Here is a 24431-nt window from a genome sequence, read left to right as displayed (position 1 = left end):
ATCACAGTCAGTTGTCGAATCCGGCCCGTCGGCGGGTCAGCAGGGTCGTCGACACCCTCCGCATCGAAAATGTCGCTGGAGATGTCGCCGTTATCTGTGGCCTGGAGTCCCTGATCGAGACGCGCAATGTAGTCCGCGCGTTCCCGAACGTTGGCCGAGAACAGCGTGTCCCGTGCGTTCGAGAACGTTCGCTCGTGGGCCCCATCGGCGCGGAGCAGATCAGCATCGATCGCATCCTGGACAGACTCGTTCACGGCGTCAATACACGCTTCGATCCGTGTTCGGGGCCGTGGCTCTCTGCACCCTTGACGACCACATCGGCGTAGAGGGCTTCCAGGAACGCTTCCGAGTCGTTCACGTACGGTCCCCTGGTGAAGTCACGGAGTTCCGAATCGAGTCGTCGTCGCCACTCGTCGGCATCGTCCTGCACTGCCTCGAACAGGGCTCGAACGTACACGTCGGCGACGAATTCGTCCGGACGGTCCGGTGCTTCCCGTGTGGCGGTCGATTCGATCCTGGCGCTCACGATCTCGAGCCACTCGTCGGTCACCAGGCTGTCGGTGTGGGTTCGACCGACCGTCGCGAACGCCTCGGCGAAGATCCGTTCGAAGATGTCGGCTCGGTCGAGCTCGATCCAGTCGAGGGAGAACTGGTCGTCGAGAACCGACAGCACCTCGATTACACAGAAGCGGACCTCCTCAGACTCGACGCCGGCGGCGTGTCCGAGTGCTCCACCGAACACCGAGGCCACGTACACGACTGGATGTGGTGGATTATCCGGCGCGGTCGCAGCCGTTTCGATCTGTGACAGCACCGCCTTGACCAGTCGCTCGTGCGTGCGTTCGCCAACGTCAGACCGAGTCAGCACCGCAGTCAGAATCTCTGCGTCGACCGCCGCGACGCGTTGAACCAGGTCGTCTCGTCGGGCTCGTCGATGGACTCGCGACTGTGACGTAGCGACTGGACGAGCACCGTGACCCACTCCTGGGTACGACTCGATGCGCCATCAGCCGCCCATCGAAACGGCTGCGCCGCCGTAGACGTCTGCGAGGAACTGAACCGGGTTGTCGACCGATTCGGCCGAACTCGCCCGTGCTTCGATGCAGTCCGTGATGCCAGTGTACCACGTGTGCTCTTCGCGTGGCGTCACACTGGGGTCAGGTTCGGCCAAATCGCCAAACATGTTCCACTCGTCCCAGTGGCCCGACTCGGCCGACCCATACATCCCGTTCGTCTCGACGCTGTCGTCCGAATCGGCCGAGTCAGGTTCGAACCCTGAACGGCTGTCGAAAGGGCGTCGCGATACACGGCTGTCAGATGCTGGGTCCGTTTCTGGGTTGACTCCGTGGCGGCACCACCCCGTGTCACTGACTCGTCGTAGAGTGCCATCCAGTCCTCGAAGCCCAGGGAGTCGTCGAACGGAATCGATTTTACGCCGTACGGGTACTGACTGACCTGATCTGGGTATTGCTGCTCGACGTTGCCAAAGGCCGCGAGGGCCGTGGCGTGCAGCACTGCCCGGAGTTCCTGTTCGGCGTCGAAGTGGCCGGCGTCTGTGATGGAGTCGACGAAGACGGTGACACGTCGCAAACAACTGCTCGGCGCGGTCGAGGTTGCCCGTCTGGACGACGGTCCGAACGCACCCCCGTAGGCGTCCGTCACGAAACGCCTCGGGATCCACGTCGAGTGTCGACACTGTCGCTGTGTTTGCCATGCTGCGCCCGACGGCATCGAGCCAGGGGCCGATCCGGTCGTCCGAACACTCGTGTTCGAACACCCACTGGCCGACAGCGGCGACGTAGGACGCTTCGAGCATCCGCTGGTCCGGCGTCCTGATCGGTAATGATCGCGACCGCGTCGCTGGCACGGGACTGGATATCGGCCACCCAGTCAGCCATCGCCTCGGGCGAACAGTCGCCGTCCGCGACGGCCCGAGCATGGACCCGAAGCTCTGTGCAAGCACGACCGTCGTAAAGTGATCGTTGGGACTCGAAGCGTACTGGCGAACGAGTGAGACGATCGTCGCGAGACCGCCGTTCGCTGCCGGCTGGATTCTCCGCCCGTCGGACGATCCGGCCGACGGCCTTCCCGTAGACGAAGTGAAGCGGAAACCGCCACCCGTCGTCCGCGACCATAGCGTGAAGCGTTTCGTCGACACACCCGATTGCGCCGTGGTTTACCACCGATCCGTCCGGCGGCTGTGCGAGCCTCGCCAGTGCACCCGAGAACGCGGTGGCAAACGGCTCTAAATTCCCGCCGATACTCTCCTCGTGGGGATTCGATACCTCGTTCGTGACCTCTAACACACCGAGTGCGACCGCGTGGACCCACTCGTCAGTTCTCGGATTAGCCAACGCAACGGCTGTGATTGCGGTCTCGTAAACTTCGCCCCGGTACTGGAGAGCCCCCTCCGTGTCGGAACTCCGATTCCGCCCCACGTCCGCCACGAGGTCGTCGACAAACGAGAGCCACTGCTGTGCTGCGTCGGGCCCGTGTGTCGTCGAGACGATGTCGACAACCTCAGCAAGAACACGCCCCACGAACGCCCCATCGAGTGCGTGATCCGGAACACTCGCAATGGCTGCCAGGGTGCTCTGGTCGGCGACCGACTCGACGTCGACGTTCCGACGAGACGGGAACTGCACCGTGTTCCAGCCAATTGCATCCAGTAGCTCCTGCGCAACGGCTGCCGGGTCACGATCAGTCTCGACGCTCGGATCCTTGACCGAGAATTCGACGCGGTCAGTCCAAGCTGGAAGTTCGTCACAGCCAGCCCGTTCAGCGATCTCGTCGAGGCGCTCGCGATTGGTGTCGTCACAGATGAGCAGCGCGCCGGCACAACTTCCGTCCCCGACCCACTCGGGGAGTGCTCGGACGCCATCGTCGCCGAGTATCTTCGCTGGTTCGGCCCCGTACGTCGCGACGACGACCGTGTTCGGTGTCGCTTCGACCCCCGTCCGAATCTGGTCGGGGTTTCTCAGGTCGGGGAGTTTGACGGTCGTTCCCCAGTCCTCGAGTTCCGAAGCGAGTGTGGCAGCGACCTGTCGTTTTCCGCTCGATCTCGGGCCACTGAGGACGACCAGCCCGCCATCGAGCGCATCGAGGAGGTCGTCGCCACCGTTGCCGTCCTCTCCGTCGACGAACGACCGCCAGTCCAGCCCCTCCTCGTCGGTCTCGTCAGCCTCCTGAATCGTGCCCGGGAGCTCACGCTCGGCAGCAGCCTCGTGCAGTGCCTCCGGCCCGTCCCAGTGCCAGGCACCGACGAGTGGCGAGGAGCCATACGCTTCAGGGTCCGTGGAGACGGTTTCGAGCGATGCACTCTCCGACTGGAGCGCATCCACTGCGTCGTCGAGTGCTTCACGAGACACGTCGAAGATCGATTCCTCGTCGTCAGCCGTGAGACGCTCGCGAATCCGTGCTCGCATCGACTCCCCGGCGAAGACCTGGAGGTGGTCGACTGTTCCGGGCGGGAGATCCAGGGCACGTTCCAGTGCCTCAGCAGTCGGTGAAAGTGTCCGATTTCGAACGAGGGAATCGAGCCAGTCCCCGTCCTCGGCGATTCCAACGGCGACGAGCGCGAGCGCAGCCAGAACCGCTGGCGACCGCTCGTTCGGGATTCGGCTGGGGAGACCCCCTCTCGGAAGGAGTCGTGCGATGACATCCGCGAACTCGCTATCGAAGGGACCGCTCGTAATCTCATATCTCTCGAACACTCGTCTGACATCGCCAGGCAGGAGCACTGCCGACGTGTCGTGTTTCGAGAGGGGGAGAAACGCTTCCGGCGTGACTGTTCCGTCGTACCATCCCAAGTGCTCTTGCAGTTCCGAAGTGGTGAAGTAGTAGGGTGGATATCTGGCTCGTTCCAGGACGGCGGCTCGCTCGTCGTCACCCAACCCGTGCGTTCCACCTGAGAGACGCTGTCGAACCTCGTCGATTGCTGTCCCGGCAGCAGTCGGCGGCGTTCGAACCACCACTACCCTGTCGACAGTCTCGATGAAACTGCCCGACACGCCCAGATCACTCCGGCAGAGCCAGTCGAAACTCCGGGGATTGGTGACGAGTACTGCGCCACCCGATATGGAAAACAGCGATTTCTGCCCGTACTCGTAAAGGTAGGTCGAGAGGGACTCGTCGTCGAGGGCGAACGCTGCTGAGACGAAGTCCTCGACGATTACGAGTTCCCCGTCGTCAGCAACGTCCGTCTCGGGCAGTCGCTCGACGGACTGCCCCAGTGGCCGTAGCTGCTGTGATGTTCCGATACCTGGTGCACCGAGAACGAGGGTTACCTCGCCCAGTTCGATGGTGTCTGCCAGTTCGTCAGGTCTGACTTCTTGTATCGTGGTATCCATGAGTGTACTGCAACCGACCCTGTTGACGACTCGTCTGAGAGAACGACAACGGTAGGTGGATATATCCAGTTCGTCATGAATTTAATATAACAGTTTCTATTAGGCGGTAGTTATCCACTGATCGCCGGTCTGACTACAGCTCTTGATCTGGCGGCCGCGTCGATTCGCACGTCTGGTGGACCCAGGCCTATGTTTACGGTGCTCCGTTACTCCAACCGAGGTAATGTTTAGTTTGGAGCATTGTGCCAGCGAGCGAAACTCTGGAGCCAATTTTCAGCTGTCTTCGGTTCGACGTGACTGAAACAGTTTGAAAACGAAGAAGTTCGTCGTTTTATTTCTCGAAAGATACGTTCGACAGCATTCCGATTTCCGTGGCGTTCTGTCTGAAATCGGCGCCCGAATCGTTGCAGTGCAGCTTGGAGATGTTTCGCGCCATCGACGAGAAAACGGCGGTTTCGACATCACCAAATCTATCCAGTCTCTACTACCGCTGAGGCGGGCGATTTCTGGCATGAACCACTAAGAAATTCTCCCGCCTCACTTTTGATACTTAACTAAACACGACCGCTGAAGTCGCCAGAAGATCTTAGTAGCTAATTCTTGGTGATGCTTATCATCAGGATCTTGCCGCTCAGTCAGATATCTGTTTGAAACTCTGAATGGCGACTACGATTTTGTTTTGGGACGGAATATCCCGGACACTGTACTCATGTGGGTGCTGCTGATCGTGTGGATATTCGTCCGGTTGTGGGACATCATACGTTTTGCTGCCGCGGAAATCGCTCAGGAACTCTCGGGTGAGCATCGGTTCCACGAACGCCAGCTGTGACCCCTCTGTGTCACCGATATACCCTTGAATGAGTGTGTTGCTGAAGCTAGTAGGATCACCTCGACCGTCGGGGCTGCTTGGGAGTTCAGGCGCATCGTTAGGAGCTGCGTGTTCACCCATGTCTGTGATATACCGCTCATCAGCGACTGCCGGAGGTGGTCGCGCATACCCTTCTGGAAGTTGAGTGAAGTCGAAATTTGTCTCGATTCCGTCCGCTGTTTTGATATCGTACGGCGGAAGCTGAGGCCCCTCAACGTCATCTACTGTTGCGGGGTCACGCATATGAAAGTGGACATCGAAGTGTGGCTTCTCCCACGCTCCGTTACCACCAAAATGGCCGTCTGGATTCCAGTTGAGTCCTAAGAAGGTAAACGGCGTGCCAGCCGCATCTGGGAACGGCACAAAGAACTGGAGTGACTGTTTGAAATGGATCGTTGCCGCTTGTCCACTAAACCGATACTTATCAGTCTCCACAGGATTGTCTATCTCATTTATTTCTGTCTCGCTTGGAAGCCCTTCGAGTGCCGTGTGGTCGAACTCGACCCCGTGATACCTCGGCTCTCCTGACGGTGTTTCACTCGTAAACGTTCGCACCTCCCCGTTTCCGAGGGTGGCTTTCCGTCCATACTCAGTGATTCCACTCGGCGGAAAGTCCTCTGCGCGATTGCTGCTATCTCCAGAACCCATCTCGTCGGACCGCACCTGTCTAGCAACTGGTGTGGCCAGACCGACTCCCCCCAATATCGCACTTCCAGCAAGGGTCGACTGAAGTAGCGTCCGCCGATTTAGGGTGAACGTCGGCTGTTCCTCTGACTGACTCTCCTCTTTTCCTTTCGGGCTGGATTCTTCCACCATACTGGTTAAATATAGCTCTGTTTACACTTTAAGCTGTGCGCAAATAGAACCGTGTACCTACAACAAGTGTACCGTCATATCGGTCCGAAACCCTGTCCTGTGAATCGGACTGTGTCAACAACTAGTGCTTAATTGAGTGAAGCGGCCGGTGTTGGCTGGATCGCAAGCCGCAGAATCCAGCGCCACCGCTGCGAGACTGTACCGAGTGTCGTAGCCGGCGCTGGAGCATTGCTGTGGACAGCGCCGAAGGGCCCTCGTGCGTCGAACGTCGTCCGGCAGTAATACCGAGACATTCCCGTCGCTCACTGCGGCAGACAACACGCTGGAATTTCCGGACGATGCCACTTTGGGGTAGTCCTATCTGTGGACCGCCTCGGGGCCAAGCCCGACACACTCGGCTAGCTCCGCCTGTCGATCCGTTCTGACCGATTGACGGCGGCGGTCTATGACCTATGGTAATATTATGTGTCGTGGTAACTCCCCGTAATCATCAAAAAATTAATTACTATATTATGAAATGGTTCTATCTGACGTATGGAATTTACACGGCAGGAGTCCCTTGATCGACTTCAGGAAACAGTATCGGGCGGCGATCCGGTCATCGGCGCAGGTGCAGGGACCGGTATCTCAGCGAAGTTCGCCGAGCGGGGTGGCGTCGATCTACTGATCATCTACAATTCCGGTCGCTATCGGATGAACGGCCGGGGGTCGCTGGCTGGCCTCCTTCCTTACGGTGACGCCAACGAAATCGTCGTCGAGATGGGCCACGAAGTGCTTCCAGTCGTCGAGGACACGCCAGTTCTCGCCGGCGTCAACGGGACCGACCCGTTCCGACAGATGGATGTGTTCATCGAGAGCCTGAAACGGCGCGGGTTCTCGGGCGTCCAGAACTTCCCGACAGTGGGTCTCATCGACGAGGACAGCGGGTTCAGACAGAATCTCGAGGAAACGGGGATGGGCTACGACAAGGAAGTCGACATGATCCAAGAAGCGGCCGAGCAAGGAATGCTCACCTGCCCATACGTCTTCAGCGAGGAGCAGGCCCGCGAGATGACTGAGGCCGGAGCGGACGTGGTCGTCTCACATATGGGACTGACTACATCTGGTGATATTGGTGCCGAGACGGCACTGGACCTCGATGCCGCAGCCGAGCGCGTTCAATCCCATCACGACGCCGCAAAAGAGGTAAACGAGGACGTACTGGTGATCTGTCACGGCGGCCCGATCGCATGGCCCGACGATGCCCAGTACGTACTGGAACACACCGAGGGTGTCGTCGGATTCTTCGGTGCGTCGAGCATCGAACGCCTCCCGACTGAGGAGGCAATCGAAGCACAGGCCCGCAAATTCAAGGATATTACCCTCTAAAATGACTGATCACGAATACTTCATCACTCCTGATGACGTCGAAAGTCAGCTCTTCGATTGGGGCGTCCTGAAGTGGCTGAGCACGCCTGAGGTGACGGGTGGCGAGCGCTTCAGCGCTGGCGTCGTCAAACTCGAACCCGGAAAGGGCCATGAGCGCCACTCGCACCCCGACAGCGACGAGATCCTTTTCGTCATCCGGGGCGAGGGTGAACAAGAGGTCGCCGATCAGACACGCGATATCTCGGCCGGCGAGATGGTGTTCGTTCCTGAAGGCGTCGAACACGGAACCGTCAACACCAGCTGGGAACCGCTGTTACTGCTCGCGGTCTACGCGCCACCGGGTCCTGAAGAGGTACTCCGGGACCTTCCTGAGTGTGAGATCGTCCCGCCGGGCGAACTGCCGACACCCGAGAACATGGAGGAGTGAGTATGGCCGTCACAATCGTTGGGACGCTCGATACGAAAGGCGAAGAGATAGGTTTCGCCCGAGATGTCCTTCGCGCGCAAGGCGTTGACGTACACATCATCGACACGGGCGTGGTTGGCGACCCGGAGATCGATCCGGACACTGCTGCGAGTGCGGTCGCCGAAGCGGGCGGCACCACGCTGGGGCACCTTCGGGACGATGCCGACCGCGGTGAGGCAATCGAAGCGATGGGCAAGGGCGCAGCGGCGATTGTCCAACAGCTACACGATTCTGGCGACCTCGACGGTGTGCTCGGACTCGGCGGCTCGGGCAACACCTCGATCGCGACCACGGCGATGCGGGCGCTGCCGGTTGGTGTCCCAAAAGTGATGGTCTCGACGATGGCCTCCGGCGACACTGAACCGTATGTCGGTGCCACTGACGTGATGATGTTGTATTCGGTGGCTGATATTGAGGGACTCAACCAACTCTCCCGGAAGGTGATTGCTAATGCTGCCCTCGCGATGGTCGGGATGGTCACGAACCAGCCAGACATCGAAATTGAAGACCGCCCCACTATCGGAATCTCGATGTTCGGCGTCACCACACCGTGCGTCCAGACGGCTCGGGAGTATCTCGAAGAACGAGGCTACGAGACGATCATCTTCCATGCGACTGGGACCGGTGGGAAGGCGATGGAGGACCTCGTGAGACAGGGCGTCATCGACGGCGTGTTGGACGTGACGACGACGGAGTGGGCCGACGAGCTTGTAGGGGGTGTGCTTGCTGCTGGCCCCGACAGGCTGGACGCCGCCGCGGAGACGGGCACGCCACAGGTCGTCTCGACGGGCGCGCTGGACATGGTCAACTTCGGGCCACGAGACTCCGTCCCCGAGGAGTTCGAGGAGCGGTACTTCCATATCCACAACCCACAGGTAACGCTGATGCGGACAACGGCCGAGGAGAACGCTGAGCTGGGCGAGATCATCGCGAAGAAGCTCTCGGCAGCGAACGGGCCAACTGCTCTATACATTCCACTTGGAGGTGTTTCGATGCTCGACGTCGAGGGAGAGGATTTCCATGATCCCGACGCCGACACAGCCCTGTTCGAGGCACTCAAAACAAATCTGGCTGAATCGGTCGAACTGGTCGAGATGGAGACCGACATCAATGACGAAGCGTTCGCCCGGGCACTGGCCGAACAGCTTGACGCGTATATGCGAGAGGTAGATCTCGCTCCGGGGGAGTGACCCGGGCTTCTGGACCGTCAGCAGTCCTGAAGTCGTCCACCCACCTGGACAGTGATGCCCTCTTCACGAGCGTAGTCTGTGACAGTCTTGAACGGGAGACCGAACGAATCGGCGGTCGTCTCGTGTGGAATCGGCCAGTCATCGCTGTAGACGACGTAGGAGTTGGTGGCAAGGCTGTACTCTCGACTGGCTTCGAGACTCTGGCCGTTGACGGCCACACCGATTAGCCGTCCAGCCGCGGAATCGTACTCGACGGTCATTCCGCTGACGTCGCCGTGCCAGAGCCGTCCGTCCTCGCGGTGGGGACGGAAGGCCGCCTCCAAGAGGGCTCGTAGCTGTTCACCCGTGACGTGGAGGGCTTCTACCGTACCGCCGAAGGGGTGTACACTGGCCACCTCGCCAGCCGTGACTTCGCCGGACAGGGGTCGCCCCTCTCGAAGACCGCCATTGTGGACGAAGCTGACATCGGTATCAGCCGCCCAGCGATAGGCGTCGGCCACGAGATTGCCAACACGACTCTCGCCGCGGGTTCGCCGGTCGAGACCTCGATGGATCGGGTCGTCGACAGTGGCAACAGTCTCCAGCAAGCCGACATCGGCCAGCTGCTCGCGTGTCGTGTCAGCCACGGATTCGTCGAGAGGTCCCTCAGCTGTTGAGTGACGGGTGGCACTCGGCGAGCAAGTCCCGTCGAAGAGCTCGATTTCCCAGACCACCTGCCCGTTCGCTCCGGGACGGACGACCAGTGTTCCGTCGACAATCTCGTGGCGTTCCGTGTGGACGTGGCCGCCGAGGACCACGTCGACGCCCTCGACGGCCGCAACGGCGATCTCTAGGTCGCTCCGCAAGTGTGCGAGAACGACGAAATGATCGACACTGTCACCGAGTTCACTGACCGCTGTCCGCACGCTCTCGACCGGACTGGTCACGGTCAGCTCTGACGCGCCGGTGGGTGCAATCCGGGGAGTCGCCGGATCGATGACGCCGACGAATCCGACTCGCCGCCCGTCTCGGTGCAGGACCGTCGTTCCGTCTAACCCAGCGAATGGAACGCCACGCTCGTCCTCACTCGCCCCTTCAAAAACGTTCGCGACGATCCACTCCTGTGGACTCTTCGAGATCACGTCTAGAATGGGGGCAGTCCCAAAGTCGAAATCGTGGTTCCCTACCGTCTCGACGTCGGTACTCACTGCCCGGAAAAACGGCATCGCTTGATGCCCCTCGTAGTAATGGGCGAGGACACCCGGTGCAGTGTTGTCGCCGGTGCCAGCGACCACTGTATCCTCACCGCGGATCGACCGGATCGTTCCGGCAAGCCGACCCATTCGCACGGGGTCGTCGCAAGCGTTCTCAATGTCAGAGTAGTGGAGCAACCGGATCGACATCTTTCGGAACCGATTCCAGTGGGGCATAGAAGTGGATACCGTTTGCTTCTTGTGAGGGGACCGATAGCAGAAGCTGTCGGTTCTGGAAGGTCGCGAGTTCGTTCAGCGGTTACACCGGGTTCAGCGCCACTAGTTTGCGGAATACCAGTAGCAGGGCGAGTAGAAATCCACGATCCAGATGAGTGTCCCCATTGAAATTGTCGTCCTGCTAAGTACCAACAGGACTGACTCGCCGCGATAGTTAGAATGGATTTGAGAGATATTCGTTCGGAATTGAGTTACGCACAGTAACGAGTGGGTCGACGACTTGGCTGATTTCGAGGCCGCCAACAAGGCTCGAAAAGAGGTAGGCGTCGGTCAGCGTGTAATCGTGTTCGGCAGCGAGTAATTTGATGAGGTCCTCGTTTGCCATCTTGACCGCATCTTCCATCGTTTCGGCACTTGCAATCGTCTTCCACGCGTCACCAGTGTCGACGAGTGGGCGCTCAAGGTCGACAGCAGCGTCAGCGATTACTGAGACGGTGACGTCGATTTCGGTCCCGATTTCGGCACCAGTACCACACATTTCACCGTCTGCCATCGCAGCCTTCGAATCACCCATCGCTAACATCGCACCGTCTTGGAACACCGGAAAATATGCTGTCGTCCCGGTGGTCATAGCCGTCGTATCGAGATTTCCGCCATGGTCGTGTGGCGTCAAGGTCGACATCGCTTCTTCGGATGTTGCCACGCCAATGGTCCCGATGACAGGGTCAACTGGGATCTCCATATCCTTGAACGAGAGTGACGTACCGTCGTTGGTTATCTCCGTCACGCGCGTCGCTGGGTGTTCGATGTTTTCGTGATCCTGCAGGAGTCCAAACCCCGGTGCCGTAATTACGCGACCCAAGTCCTCGTTGACTCGTACGTCTTCGATCTCAACCTTGAGGACATCGCCGGGTGTGGCTCCTTCAACAGCGACCGGCCCTGTAGCCGCATTCACTTCTTCAGGGATCGCATCCATCAGATCAGCGTCTGACTGAACGGCTTTGTTCAGGCTATCGATGGTTTCAAACGTGAGTGATTCCCCGTCTGCAGCCGTATACAGCGGTTCCATGTTCGGAGCGAACTCATACACATGGCCATCTTTGTATGATATGACATTCCGTGCCATCGTACGATTTCGTTGAAAACTGTCACTTATAAATCTATTTGAGTGGAATCTGCTTTATCTCGGTTTTTCGGGACTTCGGGCCATCGCTAAACTGGGACGCTCCATCGACTTACCTTCGAAGGTCAGACGATGCGAGCGAAGAAAGTCGCAACTGGTAGAGTCCGTGGTTGTCAGTTGACGTGTAGCTGCACGGACGGTTGCCACTCGACAGTTCCACTCACATGTCCCCACCCCACGATGATTTGCTAAAGCTATGTGTACTAACGCGAGAATCTAACGGGCCGTCTTATTCCGATTCGTCGATCAGCGTTTTGAGTTCCACCAGCCGCGGCAGTTCTGAAACGCCGCTGAGTACGACCAGAACCGACAACGTGTTTCGACCGGGCGTCGGCATATCGCCGCTTCGCACCTCTGGTGACTGGAGCTCCTCCGTGAGCCATCGCCGCCCGTCGGTAACGGCGTCCCGGATCAACCACTCAGGCGGTCCGGCAAACACGGCCAGGGCTCTATCGACCGAATCCAGCCCGCACTGGGTCGTCAGTTTGCCGCGTACAGCGCGGCGAAGTGTCGTCTCGACGGCGTTGTATGCCTCGATTTCGTCGACGTCGTCTGAGCTGTCGCCGAGAAAACGGTTCTTGAGCTGGTCTATGACTGTCCCGTCACCCCCGCCATCGGCCGATTGCAGGTCCTGACTGGCGTAGCCAAGCGCCGTGAAACCTGAGTCTGAGAGGGTGTTGATTATTTCGCTGGCGTCGACGACACTCTGGCCGACTGCCTCGGATGCCGTCGCCTCGCCTGCTGCGAACAGCGCCGCCAGCCGCGTCACGACCGTCTCGTTCAGTGTCTCGGCGGCCGCCTCGACCGTCTGCCCGCTGCCGAGCCACGCTTCGTTATCGAACAGTATCTGCCCGTCGACGGTCGATTCCAGCGCCCGGAGTGCTTTGATGGTGTTCGCGGCTGCTTCGTCGTCTCGGCCGGCGGGCAACACCGCCAGACAGTAGACTGGGATCGTGTAAACCTCTCTGAGCGCATCAGCAATGTGGGCGGTGGCGCCGCTACCCGTCCCGCCAGCAAGCCCGGCCACGAGGACGATTGCGTCGATATCGCTCGTCACCAATTCATCTATTGCCCGGCGCACTTCGAGCCGTTCGTCTTCGATGGCGGCGGCACCGTTCGTCCGGTCCCCGTTCGTTCCGCTCCCGTTTGTTTCGGAGAGTCCGAAGGTGTGCCGACGGTCGTCCGGAAGTGCGTCGAGTTCAGTGAGTGCTTCGGTGTCCGTGTCGAGGGCACAGGCCGCGCCGAGATACGTCGTTTCGCGGCGTTCGTTGTCCTGCCATAGCCGCTCGACGATCCGGCCTCCAGCACCACCGATTCCGACTGCCGCGACTCGCATACGTCGCATTTAGTGTAGACTGACATTAATAGTCCGACTCGGTGTGAAGCAACCACTGGTACTTCGTAGTATGATAATTTACAGCGGAAGCGGCGCAGGAGTTTCAGTAGCGCCTCACAGGACTGTGTTCGGGATCGATACTGTCATCGGCCGGTGACCAGAGGCCTTTCGTACGGCAAGCGCTGAGAGGGGCCGTGTCTCAGGACCTCGCCAACGAACCATCCGATTCCCTGTCCGTCACCATCTCCGGCGGGTCGATGGGCGGCCTGTTTACCGGCATCGCTCTCGGCAGTGCAGGCCACGACGTAACAATCGCCGAACAATCGGCTGGCGACCTCCGAAGTCGCGGCGGCGGCATCGTCGCCCAGCAGTCAATCCGCCAGTTCCTCTCGCGCCACGAAATCGTCGACCCAGCGAACATAACTACCCGAGCCAGTGAGCGGCGCTTTCTGACCGCTGACGGCGATGTACGGACATCGACACCAGATTCAATGGTGTTCACCTCCTGGGACGCTGTCTATCGGCAGTTGCGAGCGGCGTTCCCGGATGACCGGTACCACACCGGTCGGACTGTCACGGGCGTCAGGGCCACAGACGGCACGGTTAGATTCGCCGACGGGGATCGGACCACCGCCGACTTGGTCGTCGCCGCCGACGGCGGGCGGTCTACAGCCCGGGCACAACTGTTTCCCGACACCGACGCGGAGTTTGCTGACTACGTCGCCTGGCGTGGTGTCGTCCCGGAGGCTGACGTTTCGGACGCGATCATCGACGCGTTCGATGGCCGTTTCACCTTTTATCAGGGGAAGCGAACGCTCATCCTCGCGTACTTCATCCCGGGCGAGGATGGCAGCACCGCCCCAGGTGACCGCCGTCTCAACTGGGTCTGGTACGATACGCTCTCCGGGCGAGAGCGTGAGACTATTTTCACTGACACAACAGGAGCGAGCCAGCAGTTCAGCGTGTCGCCGGGGCACCTCCAAAACTCGGTCGAAACGCGCCAGCGCGAGCGGGCGACCGAGATACTGCCGCCCGTGTTCGCCGACCTCGTTGCAACAACAGCGGCTCCCTTCGTGCAGGCGATTTACGACCTGCAAATCCCCCAGATGACAGTCGATAGAGTCTGTCTGCTCGGTGATGCGGCGTTCGTCGCCCGCCCGCACACGGCCGCTGGCACTGCGAAGGCGGCCAGCGACGCCGTCGAGCTAAAAGCCGCTCTCGACCGCCACAGTTCGCTCGGAGACGCACTGGCGTCCTGGGATGATGCCCGGACCAACTACGGAGCGCGTCTCGTTGCGCAGGGCAAGCGAATGGGCGACGAACGGTTGTCACTTGGGAGTTGATTGACTACCGTTCTACGTGCGGGTTTTCTCGGGTATAGGTTCGGTACTGGCTCTTAGATTCGGGCGCTGTCTTCCCGCGTTGTAAGAACGGACGGTATGTTACTTGTCTACTGCTCCGGTAGTCAGCATATGACACTCGTTGTGCCGTTCGACGGCTCCGAACTGGCCGAGGCAGCACTCGTTCGGGCGACGGAATTCGGCACTGTCTTCGAAGAGGACGTGTTGGCAATCAGTGTTATTCGGAACGAGAATGCCAAGTACGCCCGAGAACGCGACTGGATCGGGCCGAACGAAGAATTCGATCTGGAGACAGTCGTCACCTCACTGCATGAACAGGTGATGGACCTGTGTCCGAGTTCGGATTTCCGCCATACAGTCGTAGATCGATACGCGCCGGCTGGGGCTGTAGCGAAAGCTATCCGTAAGATGGCCAAGAGAGAAGACGCCTCAATGGTATTCATCGGGAGCGAAAACGCCGGCCACCTCGTCACGAGCATCAGCAGTGTCGGCGGGTCGATTGCCTCGGACGACGCCTACGACGTCGTCATCGTTCGCCATCGGAACCCGTCCAAGATCGCCCAGCTCAGGAACAAGTCCCCGCACAGACAATCGAAATCCGATTTTTATCTCCCGGAGTAGGTACAGATAGTCTTCGACAAGTCAAGTATTGAAAACAGAAGCCCGTCCTTAGACCATTTTTCGCCGAATATTTTCGTGCCCCGTCTCACAAATTGGGAACCTGTAGTATCGTTCATTTAGCAAAGGCCGTGGGTCCCACGTATGCAGATACACGCTGTCCAACGGAGTGATGTCCGGTGCAGCTGTCACGGCGCGACTTCCTGACCGCAGCGGGCGCTGGGACGGTCGGCGCGCTCGCTCCCGGTGAGTCGCTCCATCTCGTAACTGACACCCGTCCGGGCGATGTTAGCGGAGCTCTCGAAGATCGTACCTCGGCACCGCCACGGGTGGCCGTCGAACAGAAGGAGTCCGGGGTGTGGGCGCTACAGATATCCAAGACCGTTCCTGACCCAGCCGAAGACGTGACCTGCTAACCGACGCTTGAACGCTCGGGTTGCCAGCCGTCCCCGGTTCGCTTTTCCCTATCAACTAAGTGGTGTGGCTGGTTCGAGATGATATATGACTCTCCGCACCGACGGGAGGGGTGCTTCTCTACCGTCGCTCGACTCGACATTTTCTGACGACGAAGTGACGATGGTTCTCACTAAATGCGGGCTTCTCGTTGATAGAGCGGAGACGCTTGCTCGACTGTACGCCCATCATCGGGACTGGACGGTTGTCGAAGAGAAGTGGATCGAAGAGCGATTTGACGAGCGCAGCACGCGTGGGAGTTCGAAAGGAATCTACCGCGCTCTCAGTTCGCGGTTCAAGACCGCTGGTAGCGAGCTTCCGTCTATTGTCCAGCTCCCCTCTGTACTCGACCAGTGTGAAACGGTACGTGACAAAGCGCAGGTGTTGTATTTCTATTTGCTGGAAGACGATCCCCTCGTGAAGTACACGGTGCATCGATACGTCGACCGCCTGCAGGAGTCCGGTGTCGACGGACTGGGCTTCGAGCAGGAGACGTTAGAGCGTCTCCTAAGTGAGTTCCATTACGACGACGGGAGCGAGTTTGACTATGCGGAATCGACGACGCGCCGGTGGGGAGAGGGGCTCCGATCGGTGCTGCGCGATATCGGTGTTCTCGACACACAACAGACCTTGCAGGGACAGATCCCAAATCTCGGGTCGACGCCGTTACTCGTCGCATCAGGCTACTCGTGGGAGAGCCAAGGCGACGACTGGCTCTCCCAGCCGACCGGCTGGCTCTACCTCTTCCAGTCGGACCAGTACTGGGACTCCCTGGCCGAGCGCGTGAGCGACGATCCGAACTGGGAAGCGAGCGGGATTCACGGTGAATTACGGCTCCAGCCGGTCGACGACACGTACGGCTGGGCTGAACCGTGGGAGGGCGAAGTATGACAGACGAGGGCTGGTTCGCCGCCGATGTCGGGAGCGACTTCGAGGAGTCCGTGCGCATCGATCGCGAAGACGACGGGCGGGATCACCGGCTGGACTCGATCGATACCTACCACGTGACGGAGGAGTCCGAGGACTTCATGTCCGACTTCTTCTCGCGCCTGCTTGGCCGTTCCGAGGATATGCGGTCGGGTGCGAACTACTGGCTCTACGGGTACTACGGGAGCGGGAAGAGCCACCTCCTCAGCGTGCTTCGTGGTCTGTTAGACAGCGAATGGCTCCGACAGCGAGATCAGGTCTGGGAGCAACTAACCGATGGTCGTGAGCTTGACACGCTCGAATTCACGTGGTCGTCGATCCACGATGAGTACGAGGTCATCCCGATCTCGGTGAACCTCCTGAAGCATCAGGGCCAGAAGAAACTGAGCTTCAGCGAGATTGTCCTCCGCAGTGCTCATATGTCGGAACGGCTCACCGGTACCGAGGGAGGGCTCTCGTCGCAGCTCGACGTCGCCTTCTTCGAGGACTGGTACCGGACGACCGACGCGTGGGACAACCGGACCCCCAACACCCAAACGGCACTCCGGAGTACGGTTGACAGCCCCGAGAAGTACGACTGGGAGGACGTTCAGCAGTACAACGCTCTCGCGGACGCCGTTCTACCCACCCTCTTCGAGCAGGAGACCGGCACGGTGGATGGTCTAGACGACCTGATGCCGTCTGATCTCGACCCGCAGGCGATGGTCGAGCGCCTCGAACAGTTGCGGAGCGACCGCGAAGCAGAACTCGGCCGCCCAGTCAAACTCGTGCTGTTGCTCGACGAGGTCAGTCTCTTCATCGGGACGGATTTCGACCGCCTCACCGAGTTGCAGACGCTCGCGGAGAGCGTCGACGAGACCGGCGACGGCGACATCCAACTGGTGGCGACGGCACAGGCCAAAATCGAGGACGTCCAGCCGCAGTTCGCGGCTCGCGGGGCCGACTTCAGCATCGTCAAGGACCGGTTCCCGCATCGGTTTGGCCTGCCGAGCCGACACGTCGGCGAAATATCGACGCAACGGCTACTCAAGAAGTCGGAAGCCGGGAGGGAGGGCACGGAGCGCGTCCTCGACCGAACCAGCAACGAACCCGAGACACTGCTCGTGTACTCCGGCATCGAACAAAACACCGAACCCCCGCTCGACAACATCGATCGCGAGCGTCTCATCGAGTTCTATCCGTTCCTCCCGTATCAGCCACCGCTGTTCCTCGAGATCCTCTCGAACCTCCGGCAGGAAGCACACGACCCGGCGAAGTCGATCTTCTCGGGAACCGCACGAGCGATTCTGGCCCTCGTTCACGGACTCCTGCAAGAGTGGCTGGAGGCCGGCAACGAGACCAACGTCATTTCGCTGGTCGACTTCTACGACCTCATCGAACCGGAGCTCGATGACATTACGCCACAGGACGTGGGCGTCATCGAGGAGATCGAGGAACAATACGAGGCAGGCCAGCTGGAAGAGACCGACGTGGATGTCGCGAAGGCCGTGCTGCTCCTCCAGCACATCCCGGACACCATTCCGATGTCCGAGCGGAACCTCGCAGTCGCCGTGTTGAGCGACCTCGATGGCCCGACTCAGTTCCAGATGGAGAACCGCGTCGAGGATTCCCTCCAACGGCTTCGGAAATTCATCCGCCCCACGCACGACGAAACCGGGCCGAAGTACGCGTTCACGCATCCTGAAGAGCGCGAGATCATCGAGGCCGCCGAGGAAAATCTCGACAATCCGGACTGGCAGTCCATCATCGAAGCCGTGGACAGGTATCTCTGGGAGGACATCGTGCGCGACCTCTCACTGCCGACGTCGGCCGAGTACGGGGATACCGGCGAGCAGTATCCCGTTCGCTACGGATTCAGTATCGACGGGATCGAACTCGATACAACGGTCGACGCTGAGGACGCACTCGATGTCGAGGTCGCCGTCGAAGGAATTTCTCCCGTTGCAGCAGACGTCGACTACGACGGCGACCCGCTCGAATGGACGATTGGGCAGGACGGACTCGACGATCTCCGAGATAGCCTCATCGAGTGGTGGTCGCTCAGAGATGCCGTCGGAGACCATACGCTCCCACAGTCCGTCGAGCGTGACCTCTCCGACCGCGGGGCTCGCGTTCAGAGCAAGCTCGCGGGGGCCCTCAATAGCGGGGCATTCGACATCAAGGATCGAGGCGATCAGATCGGGGGCATGGGCACGGGAGTCGAGGAGTATCTCGATGTCAACTATCCCGACGACTTCCATCCCGTAATGCTGCAGGTCAGCGACGAACACTTACAGGAGCTCCAGGGCCTCTCCGCCCAGGACCCGCTCCCTGTGTGGGCCCAGCAGATCGATGTTGCGACCGAAGACCCCGAAACGCACGGTGGGTCGATCCAGAACAACGTACGCGCCTTCACCGGCCGACAGTTGAAGCAACGCGGCGGGAACCTCGCGATGGCGACGGTCCTCGACGGCATTGTGAAGAAGAAGCCGATCTACGAGGACGCCCGCCCGGCGCTGTGTGCAATTATCTGGGGCCTCTGCCGGAAGGGGGACTTCCTGCCCGTCGACGAAACGGGTGACTCCCTCGAACTCGACGCAGTCATCGATCTGAACAAACTGACGACGACACGTCTCAAGATCGCGGGGAATGGCGGTGTCCGAGGAACTCTCCGCGAGGGCGGATTCATCGACTCGACGGAAACCATCCCGGACGGAATCGTCAGGCTACAGTCCGCGAACGACACGCTCGAAGGTCGACTCGGTAGTCTCGTGGAGGACGTCAAACTGGTCGCCGAGAGTGACATTCAAACGAGACCCGTCCGCAACCTCCTTGAGTCGTTCGTCGAGGAGCTCAAAGCCGAGCAGCAGAGTGCGATCGACCGAAGAGAGGCCGTCAAGTCACGCAACACTGACTGGGAGGACATCGTCGAAGCAACCAATAACGCCCAGGAGTGGTACGACGACGCCGAGGAGGTGTGGAGTTTGCGCCTGCCCGCGCTCACACGAATCGACGCACAGTTGACTCTCGCCCAGCAGTCGTACGACTGGCTGACCGAGGAGTGCGACACGGCCAGCCAGACACTTCGCGAGAGCATCGACGACTACGATGGCGAGTGGTGGACACACGATGGCTGGGATCGGTTCAACGACGCCCAAACCACTGTACCGGCGCTTGACGACGCGATCGAGACCGCATGGCACTCGCTCCGAGCGGAAACTGAGATCGATGCGTTCGTCGACGAGTTGCAGGAGCATCGGTGGATTCAGCCCGCGAGCGAGTTCGGTTCGAACGTTCGGCCGGCCTTCGAGAGCGAGTACATCACACCGCTCCGCCGAGCTGCATCGTGGCACGAGGACGTCTCGGACGCGGTGTCGATGGTGATCAGCGGAACGACCAACGCCGAGGCTGACGACTCCATTCGAGCGACGAACACACTCCTCGACAGCGAACCCCTCGCTGTGGTTGCAGGCAGCGACATCGACGAATTACGGGATACGTTCGAAGAGCTACAGACACTCGTTGGGGAGCAGTCTCCCACAGACATCACGGCGATCGGGGTTCTCCCGTCGGATCGCGGACCGCTGGACTCCGAACTGGAACGGCTCGTCGAACACCACGACCTCAGTATCGAGCGGACTGAAACGGGGGTGATCATCCGATGACGACCAACCGTCCCTTCCAAGACTTCACAGATCGGGTCGCACAGTTCGCCGACGGGCGACGCGGCATCCGAAACCCGTTCGTCATCGTTCCCGTCCAGCCGAAGTACGAGCGACGCGTCGCCGAACAGCTCACCGAGTGGGCAACGAACCCGCATCGAACCGAAGAGTTCCCCGATGACGGAACCGTCCAAGTCCTCCGGCTGGACGAGCTGTTCGTCGAAACAGCAGTCTTCGAACTCGCAGTTGACCTCGGGAAGCACAGCCAACCAGCGACAATCACCGAGACGATGCAAGACCGGCTAGCGGAAGAACTCGTCGAGAGTATGCTCGATAGGATCGAGTCACCAAGCGAGCAGCGACACGTCGTCCTCCTCACGCATCTCGGCAGCCTCTACCCGTTCACGCGTGCGTCGGAGCTCCTCGACGAACTCGATCGTTGCAACGTCCAGTCCACGATCGGCATTCCGTTCCCCGGAGACATCGTCGGTGGGAAACTGAGCTTCTTCGGCGAGGAATCGCGCAACTACTACCCGGCCCACCAGATCGAAGGCCGGGTTGAGGGGGTGCATCTCCAATGAGCGACACACACATTCACGACATCTTCCAGCAATCACCGACTCGCGAACTCGAAGAAGTCCAGAAGGTCAACGCCAGAGCACAGGCCGAAAACGACGTCCGCGAGTTCTACGAGACCGCCAGCGCTCGCGACGTGCTCACTACGCTCGGAGATCTCGTCGACAAGTATCCACACGAGCAACCGCGTTTCCTCTACATCTCCGCGACGTTCGGGTCGGGGAAGACACACCTCCTGAAACTCATCGGCTTCGCCGCCGATACCGAATCGGAGTTTACCGATCTCGGCGAAGAACTGGCGAACAGGTGGCCGGGTTTCCAGTCGTTCCGACAGAGCGTCGCTGACTCGCACGTCGACCGACTGAAGCCCGTCTTCCTGAACCTCCTCAACCGGGACGCAGCACAGGAGCCGCCGCTCCCGTATCTCATCTACGAGGCGATCGGCCGCGAACTCGGGTATCCGACTGATCCGAACTGGCTGCTCGAATGGGCGTGGCAACTCGACATGAACCACGGTGACTGCTGGGAGCGGCTACAGCAAATCGAGTACGATGGACAGACGTTCGAGGATGTGTACGACGAGCGGGCGTCACTACGGAGCTGGCTGTACGACGCCGTTCCGACACTCGATGATTCACCGTTCGCGTCTCGGGCAGCGGTCAAGCAGTCGATCGACGACGCCATCGCGGAGGTCGATCCCGACGAGTTCGATCCCGACGAGCTCGTCGACCGCGTCGAAGCGGCGCAAGCGTCGCTGAGCACGCCGGAGACCGAGACGGAGTTGCTGATCGGGCTCGACGAGGTGGCCCTGTTCATCGGCGATGGCCGCCATCGCTACAGAGAGTTCCAGGAGACGATGGAAGCGCTGACCGAGCTCGGCGTCGGGCCTAACCCTCCGGTCATCGGGACTGGACAGTATCCGATCGAGCGTATCCACGGTGAGTTCGACGATACGGCAGTCACGGAGCAACCGTGGTACGGTGCCCAGGAACCGCTCGAAGGCGCGGACACCGAGATCATCGTCCGGAAACGGTGGCTGCAAAAGGATGTCGAGGGCGGACAGGCCGTCGAGACCGCGCTCCGGGAGCTGCCCGACCTGACACTCGACGCATACACAGATATCGCCGGGGCCGATCCGGACGCAATCGAATCGTACCCGTTCCGGGAGTACGATCTCGGGTTGCTCCGGACGGTGATTCAGCAACTGATGCCGCGTGGACGCGTGACTGAAGAAGAGTACGTGCAGGGTCGGGCGTTGCTCATCCTCGTCCGATCGCTGTTCACGCGGTTCGAGTGGGGAGACAAGCAGGTCGGTGCCCTCGTCACATGGGACGAACTGTACGACCTGCTGGTCGAGGAGACGACGTACGTCCCGCTCTGGGTACAGGAGATGGTCGAGAACAAACTCGTCCCATCGGCCGGCGGCGACGAGAACGCGTTCTCAGTTCGGGTAGCGAAGGCGCTGTACCTGCTGAATCAGGTTCGGTCCTCGGTGCCATCGACACCGGCAAACCTCGCCCGACTGATGGTCACGTCGACTAACGAGTCGTTCGAGTCCGTCCGAGACGACGTCGAATCGGCACTGTCTGCTCTCCTCAAGGATCGGAAGGTGCTGACGGAGACAAACGACCGTGGCGACGAGGAGTACCTGCTGGTCTCCGAGGAACAGGAGGATATCCTGACGCGGGCGAAGACCCGCGCACAACAGATTCCATCGCACCGGCTGTCGGCCAAGTTGGAGAATTCCATTCGCGAGGGCAGCGATCGCCTGCTCTCTGCTGGCAGTCGACACGAGGTGGATTTCGAGGGAGAGCGCAAAGTCCCGCTCCGGTTCGGCTACTCCGTCCTCGATCCGATCGAGCAAGCACCGACGCCGGCGTTCGACGCCGTTCGTGTGCGACTGGTCGCGAACCGTGACGCCGAGGTCAGCGATCAGGTTGCTGCGTGGCAGGCAACGAACGAGGGCCGGGACGGTGGTGAGCATATCCTCGTCGCCGTCAGTTTACAGCAATCGACGATCGATCGCCTGCGGGACGTGATGGGTATGCAGGAAGTGCTCTCGGAAGAGACGGACACCTATCCGGATCTGGAGTCCGATCACCGCGACGAACAGCGGGCACTCGAAGCGGCGATTCGCGAAAAGCTCGAAGAAGCAGACGTCTACGTCCGGACGGGCGGGACGAGAGGGCGATACGAGGACGCGTTCGATCAGGTCGTGCAAACGGAAGTCCAGTCCGTGTTCAGCGGAACGCGGTTCGTCCTGACGAACGGCATCACGGAAGTCGACGATGCCAAGCGGATGGCACAGTTCTTCCGTGGTGTCGCCGACTGGCCGCTCACGAGCGAGGACGCTGTCACGCTTGGGGTAGATACCGACCGCGCCGAACTCGCCGACGGCTGGTGTCAGGAATTTCTCGACGAGTACGCGGACACCCAGTCCCTTCGGGCTGAGGACGTGCTTACCCAGACTGTTCAGCGTGGCGGCGCGTATCGCGGAACGCCCCAGGAGTCGATCTCGGCACTGCTGATCACGCTTGCAACAGCCAACGAGATCGCACTCCGTCGGGACGACGAGTACATTACCGAACCGGAGGAGATCGGACGGGCGGTCAGAAACAAGACGAACCTGACCGAGGTACAGATCCGCTTCGAGTCGATAGGCAATATCGATCCAGAGCGGATTCGGGAAACCGTCAAGACGCTGATCGGCGAGGAGCCGGACGGGACCGACCCCGACGCGTGGCTCTCTGTGTTAGCCGAGTGGGTTGACGAGAACAGCGTGCTGGTGAAACGCGTCATTCGAGGCGTCAGCAGGGAGTTCGGCGACGGCGTTTCGCTGGACGAACTCGAAACAGCGCTCCAGCCCGCACTCGAGGGCGAATCTCTCGAAACGGATGCTTTCGCGTCCGAGACGGTCGAACAGCAGTCCGAACGGTTCGCTCGGGCCAGCGGGCTCTTCCAGCCGAGCGAAGACGGCCAGTCCCTCTGGGAGCAGTTCAGCCAGCGGACAGTAGAGATGAAGCGGCGCTACCCCGGTCCGGACATTACGGGGGAGATGCAAGCAGTCGTCGGCGGAGACGAAGTGCCAGCTGCCGACCGGCTGCGAACACTACTCGAAGACGCTGACACGCACAGGCGTACCGTCGTCCGTGCGCAGTACGAACGCATCACGGGCGAACCGCCGACGGACGAGGAGCCAGAGAGCATGGTTTCCAGTCTCGCCACGTGGCTCTACGCTCACGACGGGAGCAGCAAGGAAACCGCAGACCGCGTCGCCGTCGAATTCGACGGCGTCACCATCGACGACCTCTACGATCTCTTCGAGACGGCGTGGCGTGGTGACTCGTTCTCGGAGGAAGCCCTCGTCGACCCGACGGTCGTCCAGCAGGCCAGACGGTACGAACGGGCACGGCGGCTCCTCGAAGCCTCCGGTAGCGAGGCCTCGCTCTGGTCGCAGCTTCGGAAAGCATCGGAACGACTCGCGGAGGACCATCCGAATCACCCAGTCACGGCCGACGTGAACGAGATGCTCACCCGGTCGCAGCCGCCGAGTGTCGACGATGTAGAACAACTCCTCAATGCGGCGGAGAACCCATTCAAGATCGACGAGCGGCTTGCGGAACTCGCCGAGGAACTGCAGTCTGAGCATCCCGACCACGACATCACCGACGAGATCGTCGGTGCAGTAGAGGGGACCCGCTCACCGAGTGAGGAACGAGTGGGTGAATTGATCGAAGAAGCTGAACAAGTGCTTGCGGGCGTGGACGAACAGTTACGGCGGATTCAGGAGACGATGGATGACCTACCGGATGGCGCTGTCGTGCTGATCGAGTCGCTCGATTGACGCTCTAGTGTTGCAAAACACCGAAT

Annotated in this window: 19 protein-coding genes and 1 pseudogene; 10 read left to right on the top strand and 10 right to left on the bottom strand. The window is 60.3% G+C overall.

Annotated features, from left to right (window positions below):
• From AV059_RS22665 to AV059_RS01085, 7 genes and pseudogenes are all read right to left on the bottom strand, one after another.
• Positions 1-254: hypothetical protein (locus AV059_RS22665; RefSeq protein ID WP_228841681.1), on the bottom strand; the 254-nt coding region annotated here is incomplete at its 3' end.
• Positions 251-868 carry a hypothetical protein gene (locus AV059_RS22660; protein WP_228841680.1) on the bottom strand — a complete coding sequence of 206 codons (618 nt, stop codon included), beginning with the start codon at positions 866-868 and terminating at the stop codon, positions 251-253. The genes AV059_RS22660 and AV059_RS22665, both read right to left, overlap by 4 nt.
• A 138-nt stretch (positions 869-1006) precedes the next feature.
• A complete protein-coding gene (locus tag AV059_RS22655; RefSeq protein ID WP_228841679.1) occupies positions 1007-1150 on the bottom strand; it encodes a hypothetical protein in 144 nt (47 codons plus the stop codon).
• The gene (locus AV059_RS22650; protein WP_228841678.1) at positions 1147-1662 is read right to left on the bottom strand and encodes a hypothetical protein; all 516 of its coding nucleotides are present in this window, start codon (positions 1660-1662) and stop codon (positions 1147-1149) included. The genes AV059_RS22655 and AV059_RS22650 overlap by 4 nt, the downstream gene beginning before the upstream one ends.
• On the bottom strand, positions 1659-4349 hold the full coding sequence (locus tag AV059_RS22645) for a hypothetical protein (RefSeq protein ID WP_228841677.1): 2691 nt from the start codon (positions 4347-4349) through the stop codon (positions 1659-1661). Before AV059_RS22645 ends, AV059_RS22650 begins: the two co-directional genes overlap by 4 nt.
• A gap of 227 nt (positions 4350-4576) precedes the next feature.
• Positions 4577-4795: pseudogene (locus AV059_RS21335) on the bottom strand (IS6 family transposase); the annotation flags it as partial.
• 185 nt (positions 4796-4980) lie between these two features.
• On the bottom strand, positions 4981-6033 hold the full coding sequence (locus AV059_RS01085; protein WP_058991322.1) for a hypothetical protein: 1053 nt from the start codon (positions 6031-6033) through the stop codon (positions 4981-4983).
• Positions 6034-6567: 534 nt separating this feature from the next.
• On the opposite strand from AV059_RS01085, the gene AV059_RS01080 reads away from it, so the two are divergent.
• From AV059_RS01080 to AV059_RS01070, 3 genes are read left to right on the top strand one after another with little or no spacing between them, the layout of a single operon-like run.
• Positions 6568-7401: a phosphoenolpyruvate hydrolase family protein gene (locus AV059_RS01080; protein ID WP_058991321.1), complete on the top strand. Its 834-nt coding sequence runs from the start codon at positions 6568-6570 to the stop codon at positions 7399-7401.
• Position 7402: 1 nt separating this feature from the next.
• Entirely contained in the window at positions 7403-7828 is a 426-nt protein-coding gene (locus AV059_RS01075) for a cupin domain-containing protein (RefSeq protein ID WP_058991320.1), read from the top strand.
• A 2-nt stretch (positions 7829-7830) separates the two neighbouring features.
• Positions 7831-9057 (top strand): Tm-1-like ATP-binding domain-containing protein, encoded by a 1227-nt coding sequence (locus tag AV059_RS01070; protein ID WP_058991501.1) that lies wholly within the window; start codon positions 7831-7833, stop codon positions 9055-9057.
• 17 nt (positions 9058-9074) lie between these two features.
• Here AV059_RS01070 and AV059_RS01065 read toward each other — a convergent pair whose 3' ends face one another.
• From AV059_RS01065 to AV059_RS01055, 3 genes are all read right to left on the bottom strand, one after another.
• Positions 9075-10439, bottom strand: a complete 1365-nt coding sequence (locus AV059_RS01065; RefSeq protein WP_058991500.1) for a bifunctional UDP-sugar hydrolase/5'-nucleotidase — start codon at positions 10437-10439, stop codon at positions 9075-9077.
• Positions 10440-10680: 241 nt separating this feature from the next.
• Positions 10681-11592: an acetamidase/formamidase family protein gene (locus AV059_RS01060; protein ID WP_058991499.1), complete on the bottom strand. Its 912-nt coding sequence runs from the start codon at positions 11590-11592 to the stop codon at positions 10681-10683.
• Positions 11593-11878: 286 nt separating this feature from the next.
• Positions 11879-12985, bottom strand: a complete 1107-nt coding sequence (locus AV059_RS01055; protein WP_058991498.1) for a tubulin/FtsZ family protein — start codon at positions 12983-12985, stop codon at positions 11879-11881.
• A gap of 230 nt (positions 12986-13215) precedes the next feature.
• On the opposite strand from AV059_RS01055, the gene AV059_RS01050 reads away from it, so the two are divergent.
• From AV059_RS01050 to AV059_RS01020, 7 genes are all read left to right on the top strand, one after another.
• Positions 13216-14328, top strand: a complete 1113-nt coding sequence (locus AV059_RS01050) for an FAD binding domain-containing protein (protein WP_369815284.1) — start codon at positions 13216-13218, stop codon at positions 14326-14328.
• Positions 14329-14457: 129 nt separating this feature from the next.
• Positions 14458-14967, top strand: a complete 510-nt coding sequence (locus AV059_RS01045) for a universal stress protein (RefSeq protein WP_058991497.1) — start codon at positions 14458-14460, stop codon at positions 14965-14967.
• 176 nt (positions 14968-15143) lie between these two features.
• Positions 15144-15380, top strand: a complete 237-nt coding sequence (locus AV059_RS01040) for a twin-arginine translocation signal domain-containing protein (protein WP_058991496.1) — start codon at positions 15144-15146, stop codon at positions 15378-15380.
• A gap of 85 nt (positions 15381-15465) precedes the next feature.
• A complete protein-coding gene (locus AV059_RS01035) occupies positions 15466-16308 on the top strand; it encodes a hypothetical protein (protein WP_058991495.1) in 843 nt (280 codons plus the stop codon).
• Positions 16305-19988 (top strand): hypothetical protein, encoded by a 3684-nt coding sequence (locus tag AV059_RS01030; protein ID WP_058991494.1) that lies wholly within the window; start codon positions 16305-16307, stop codon positions 19986-19988. The genes AV059_RS01035 and AV059_RS01030 overlap by 4 nt, the downstream gene beginning before the upstream one ends.
• Positions 19985-20566, top strand: a complete 582-nt coding sequence (locus AV059_RS01025; RefSeq protein ID WP_058991493.1) for a BREX protein BrxB domain-containing protein — start codon at positions 19985-19987, stop codon at positions 20564-20566. The genes AV059_RS01030 and AV059_RS01025 overlap by 4 nt, the downstream gene beginning before the upstream one ends.
• Positions 20563-24405 (top strand): hypothetical protein, encoded by a 3843-nt coding sequence (locus AV059_RS01020; protein WP_058991492.1) that lies wholly within the window; start codon positions 20563-20565, stop codon positions 24403-24405. Before AV059_RS01025 ends, AV059_RS01020 begins: the two co-directional genes overlap by 4 nt.
• The last annotated feature ends 26 nt before the right edge of the window (positions 24406-24431 follow it).

The sequence above is a fragment of the Haloarcula sp. CBA1127 genome, from assembly GCF_001485575.1.
In the GTDB taxonomy this organism is placed as follows: Archaea; Halobacteriota; Halobacteria; order Halobacteriales; family Haloarculaceae; genus Haloarcula.
This window is presented reverse-complemented; position numbering and strand designations above follow the sequence as displayed.

What these genes read in the sequence shown, in the direction of transcription:
- AV059_RS22645 (WP_228841677.1), bottom strand. Translation starts at nt 4,349, where the DNA reads ATGGATACCACGATACAAGAAGTCAGACCTGACGAACTGGCAGACACC.
- AV059_RS01085 (WP_058991322.1), bottom strand. Translation starts at nt 6,033, where the DNA reads ATGGTGGAAGAATCCAGCCCGAAAGGAAAAGAGGAGAGTCAGTCAGAG.
- AV059_RS01080 (WP_058991321.1), top strand. Translation starts at nt 6,568, where the DNA reads ATGGAATTTACACGGCAGGAGTCCCTTGATCGACTTCAGGAAACAGTA.
- AV059_RS01075 (WP_058991320.1), top strand. Translation starts at nt 7,403, where the DNA reads ATGACTGATCACGAATACTTCATCACTCCTGATGACGTCGAAAGTCAG.
- AV059_RS01070 (WP_058991501.1), top strand. Translation starts at nt 7,831, where the DNA reads ATGGCCGTCACAATCGTTGGGACGCTCGATACGAAAGGCGAAGAGATA.
- AV059_RS01065 (WP_058991500.1), bottom strand. Translation starts at nt 10,439, where the DNA reads ATGTCGATCCGGTTGCTCCACTACTCTGACATTGAGAACGCTTGCGAC.
- AV059_RS01060 (WP_058991499.1), bottom strand. Translation starts at nt 11,592, where the DNA reads ATGGCACGGAATGTCATATCATACAAAGATGGCCATGTGTATGAGTTC.
- AV059_RS01055 (WP_058991498.1), bottom strand. Translation starts at nt 12,985, where the DNA reads ATGCGAGTCGCGGCAGTCGGAATCGGTGGTGCTGGAGGCCGGATCGTC.
- AV059_RS01045 (WP_058991497.1), top strand. Translation starts at nt 14,458, where the DNA reads ATGACACTCGTTGTGCCGTTCGACGGCTCCGAACTGGCCGAGGCAGCA.
- AV059_RS01035 (WP_058991495.1), top strand. Translation starts at nt 15,466, where the DNA reads ATGACTCTCCGCACCGACGGGAGGGGTGCTTCTCTACCGTCGCTCGAC.
- AV059_RS01030 (WP_058991494.1), top strand. Translation starts at nt 16,305, where the DNA reads ATGACAGACGAGGGCTGGTTCGCCGCCGATGTCGGGAGCGACTTCGAG.
- AV059_RS01025 (WP_058991493.1), top strand. Translation starts at nt 19,985, where the DNA reads ATGACGACCAACCGTCCCTTCCAAGACTTCACAGATCGGGTCGCACAG.
- AV059_RS01020 (WP_058991492.1), top strand. Translation starts at nt 20,563, where the DNA reads ATGAGCGACACACACATTCACGACATCTTCCAGCAATCACCGACTCGC.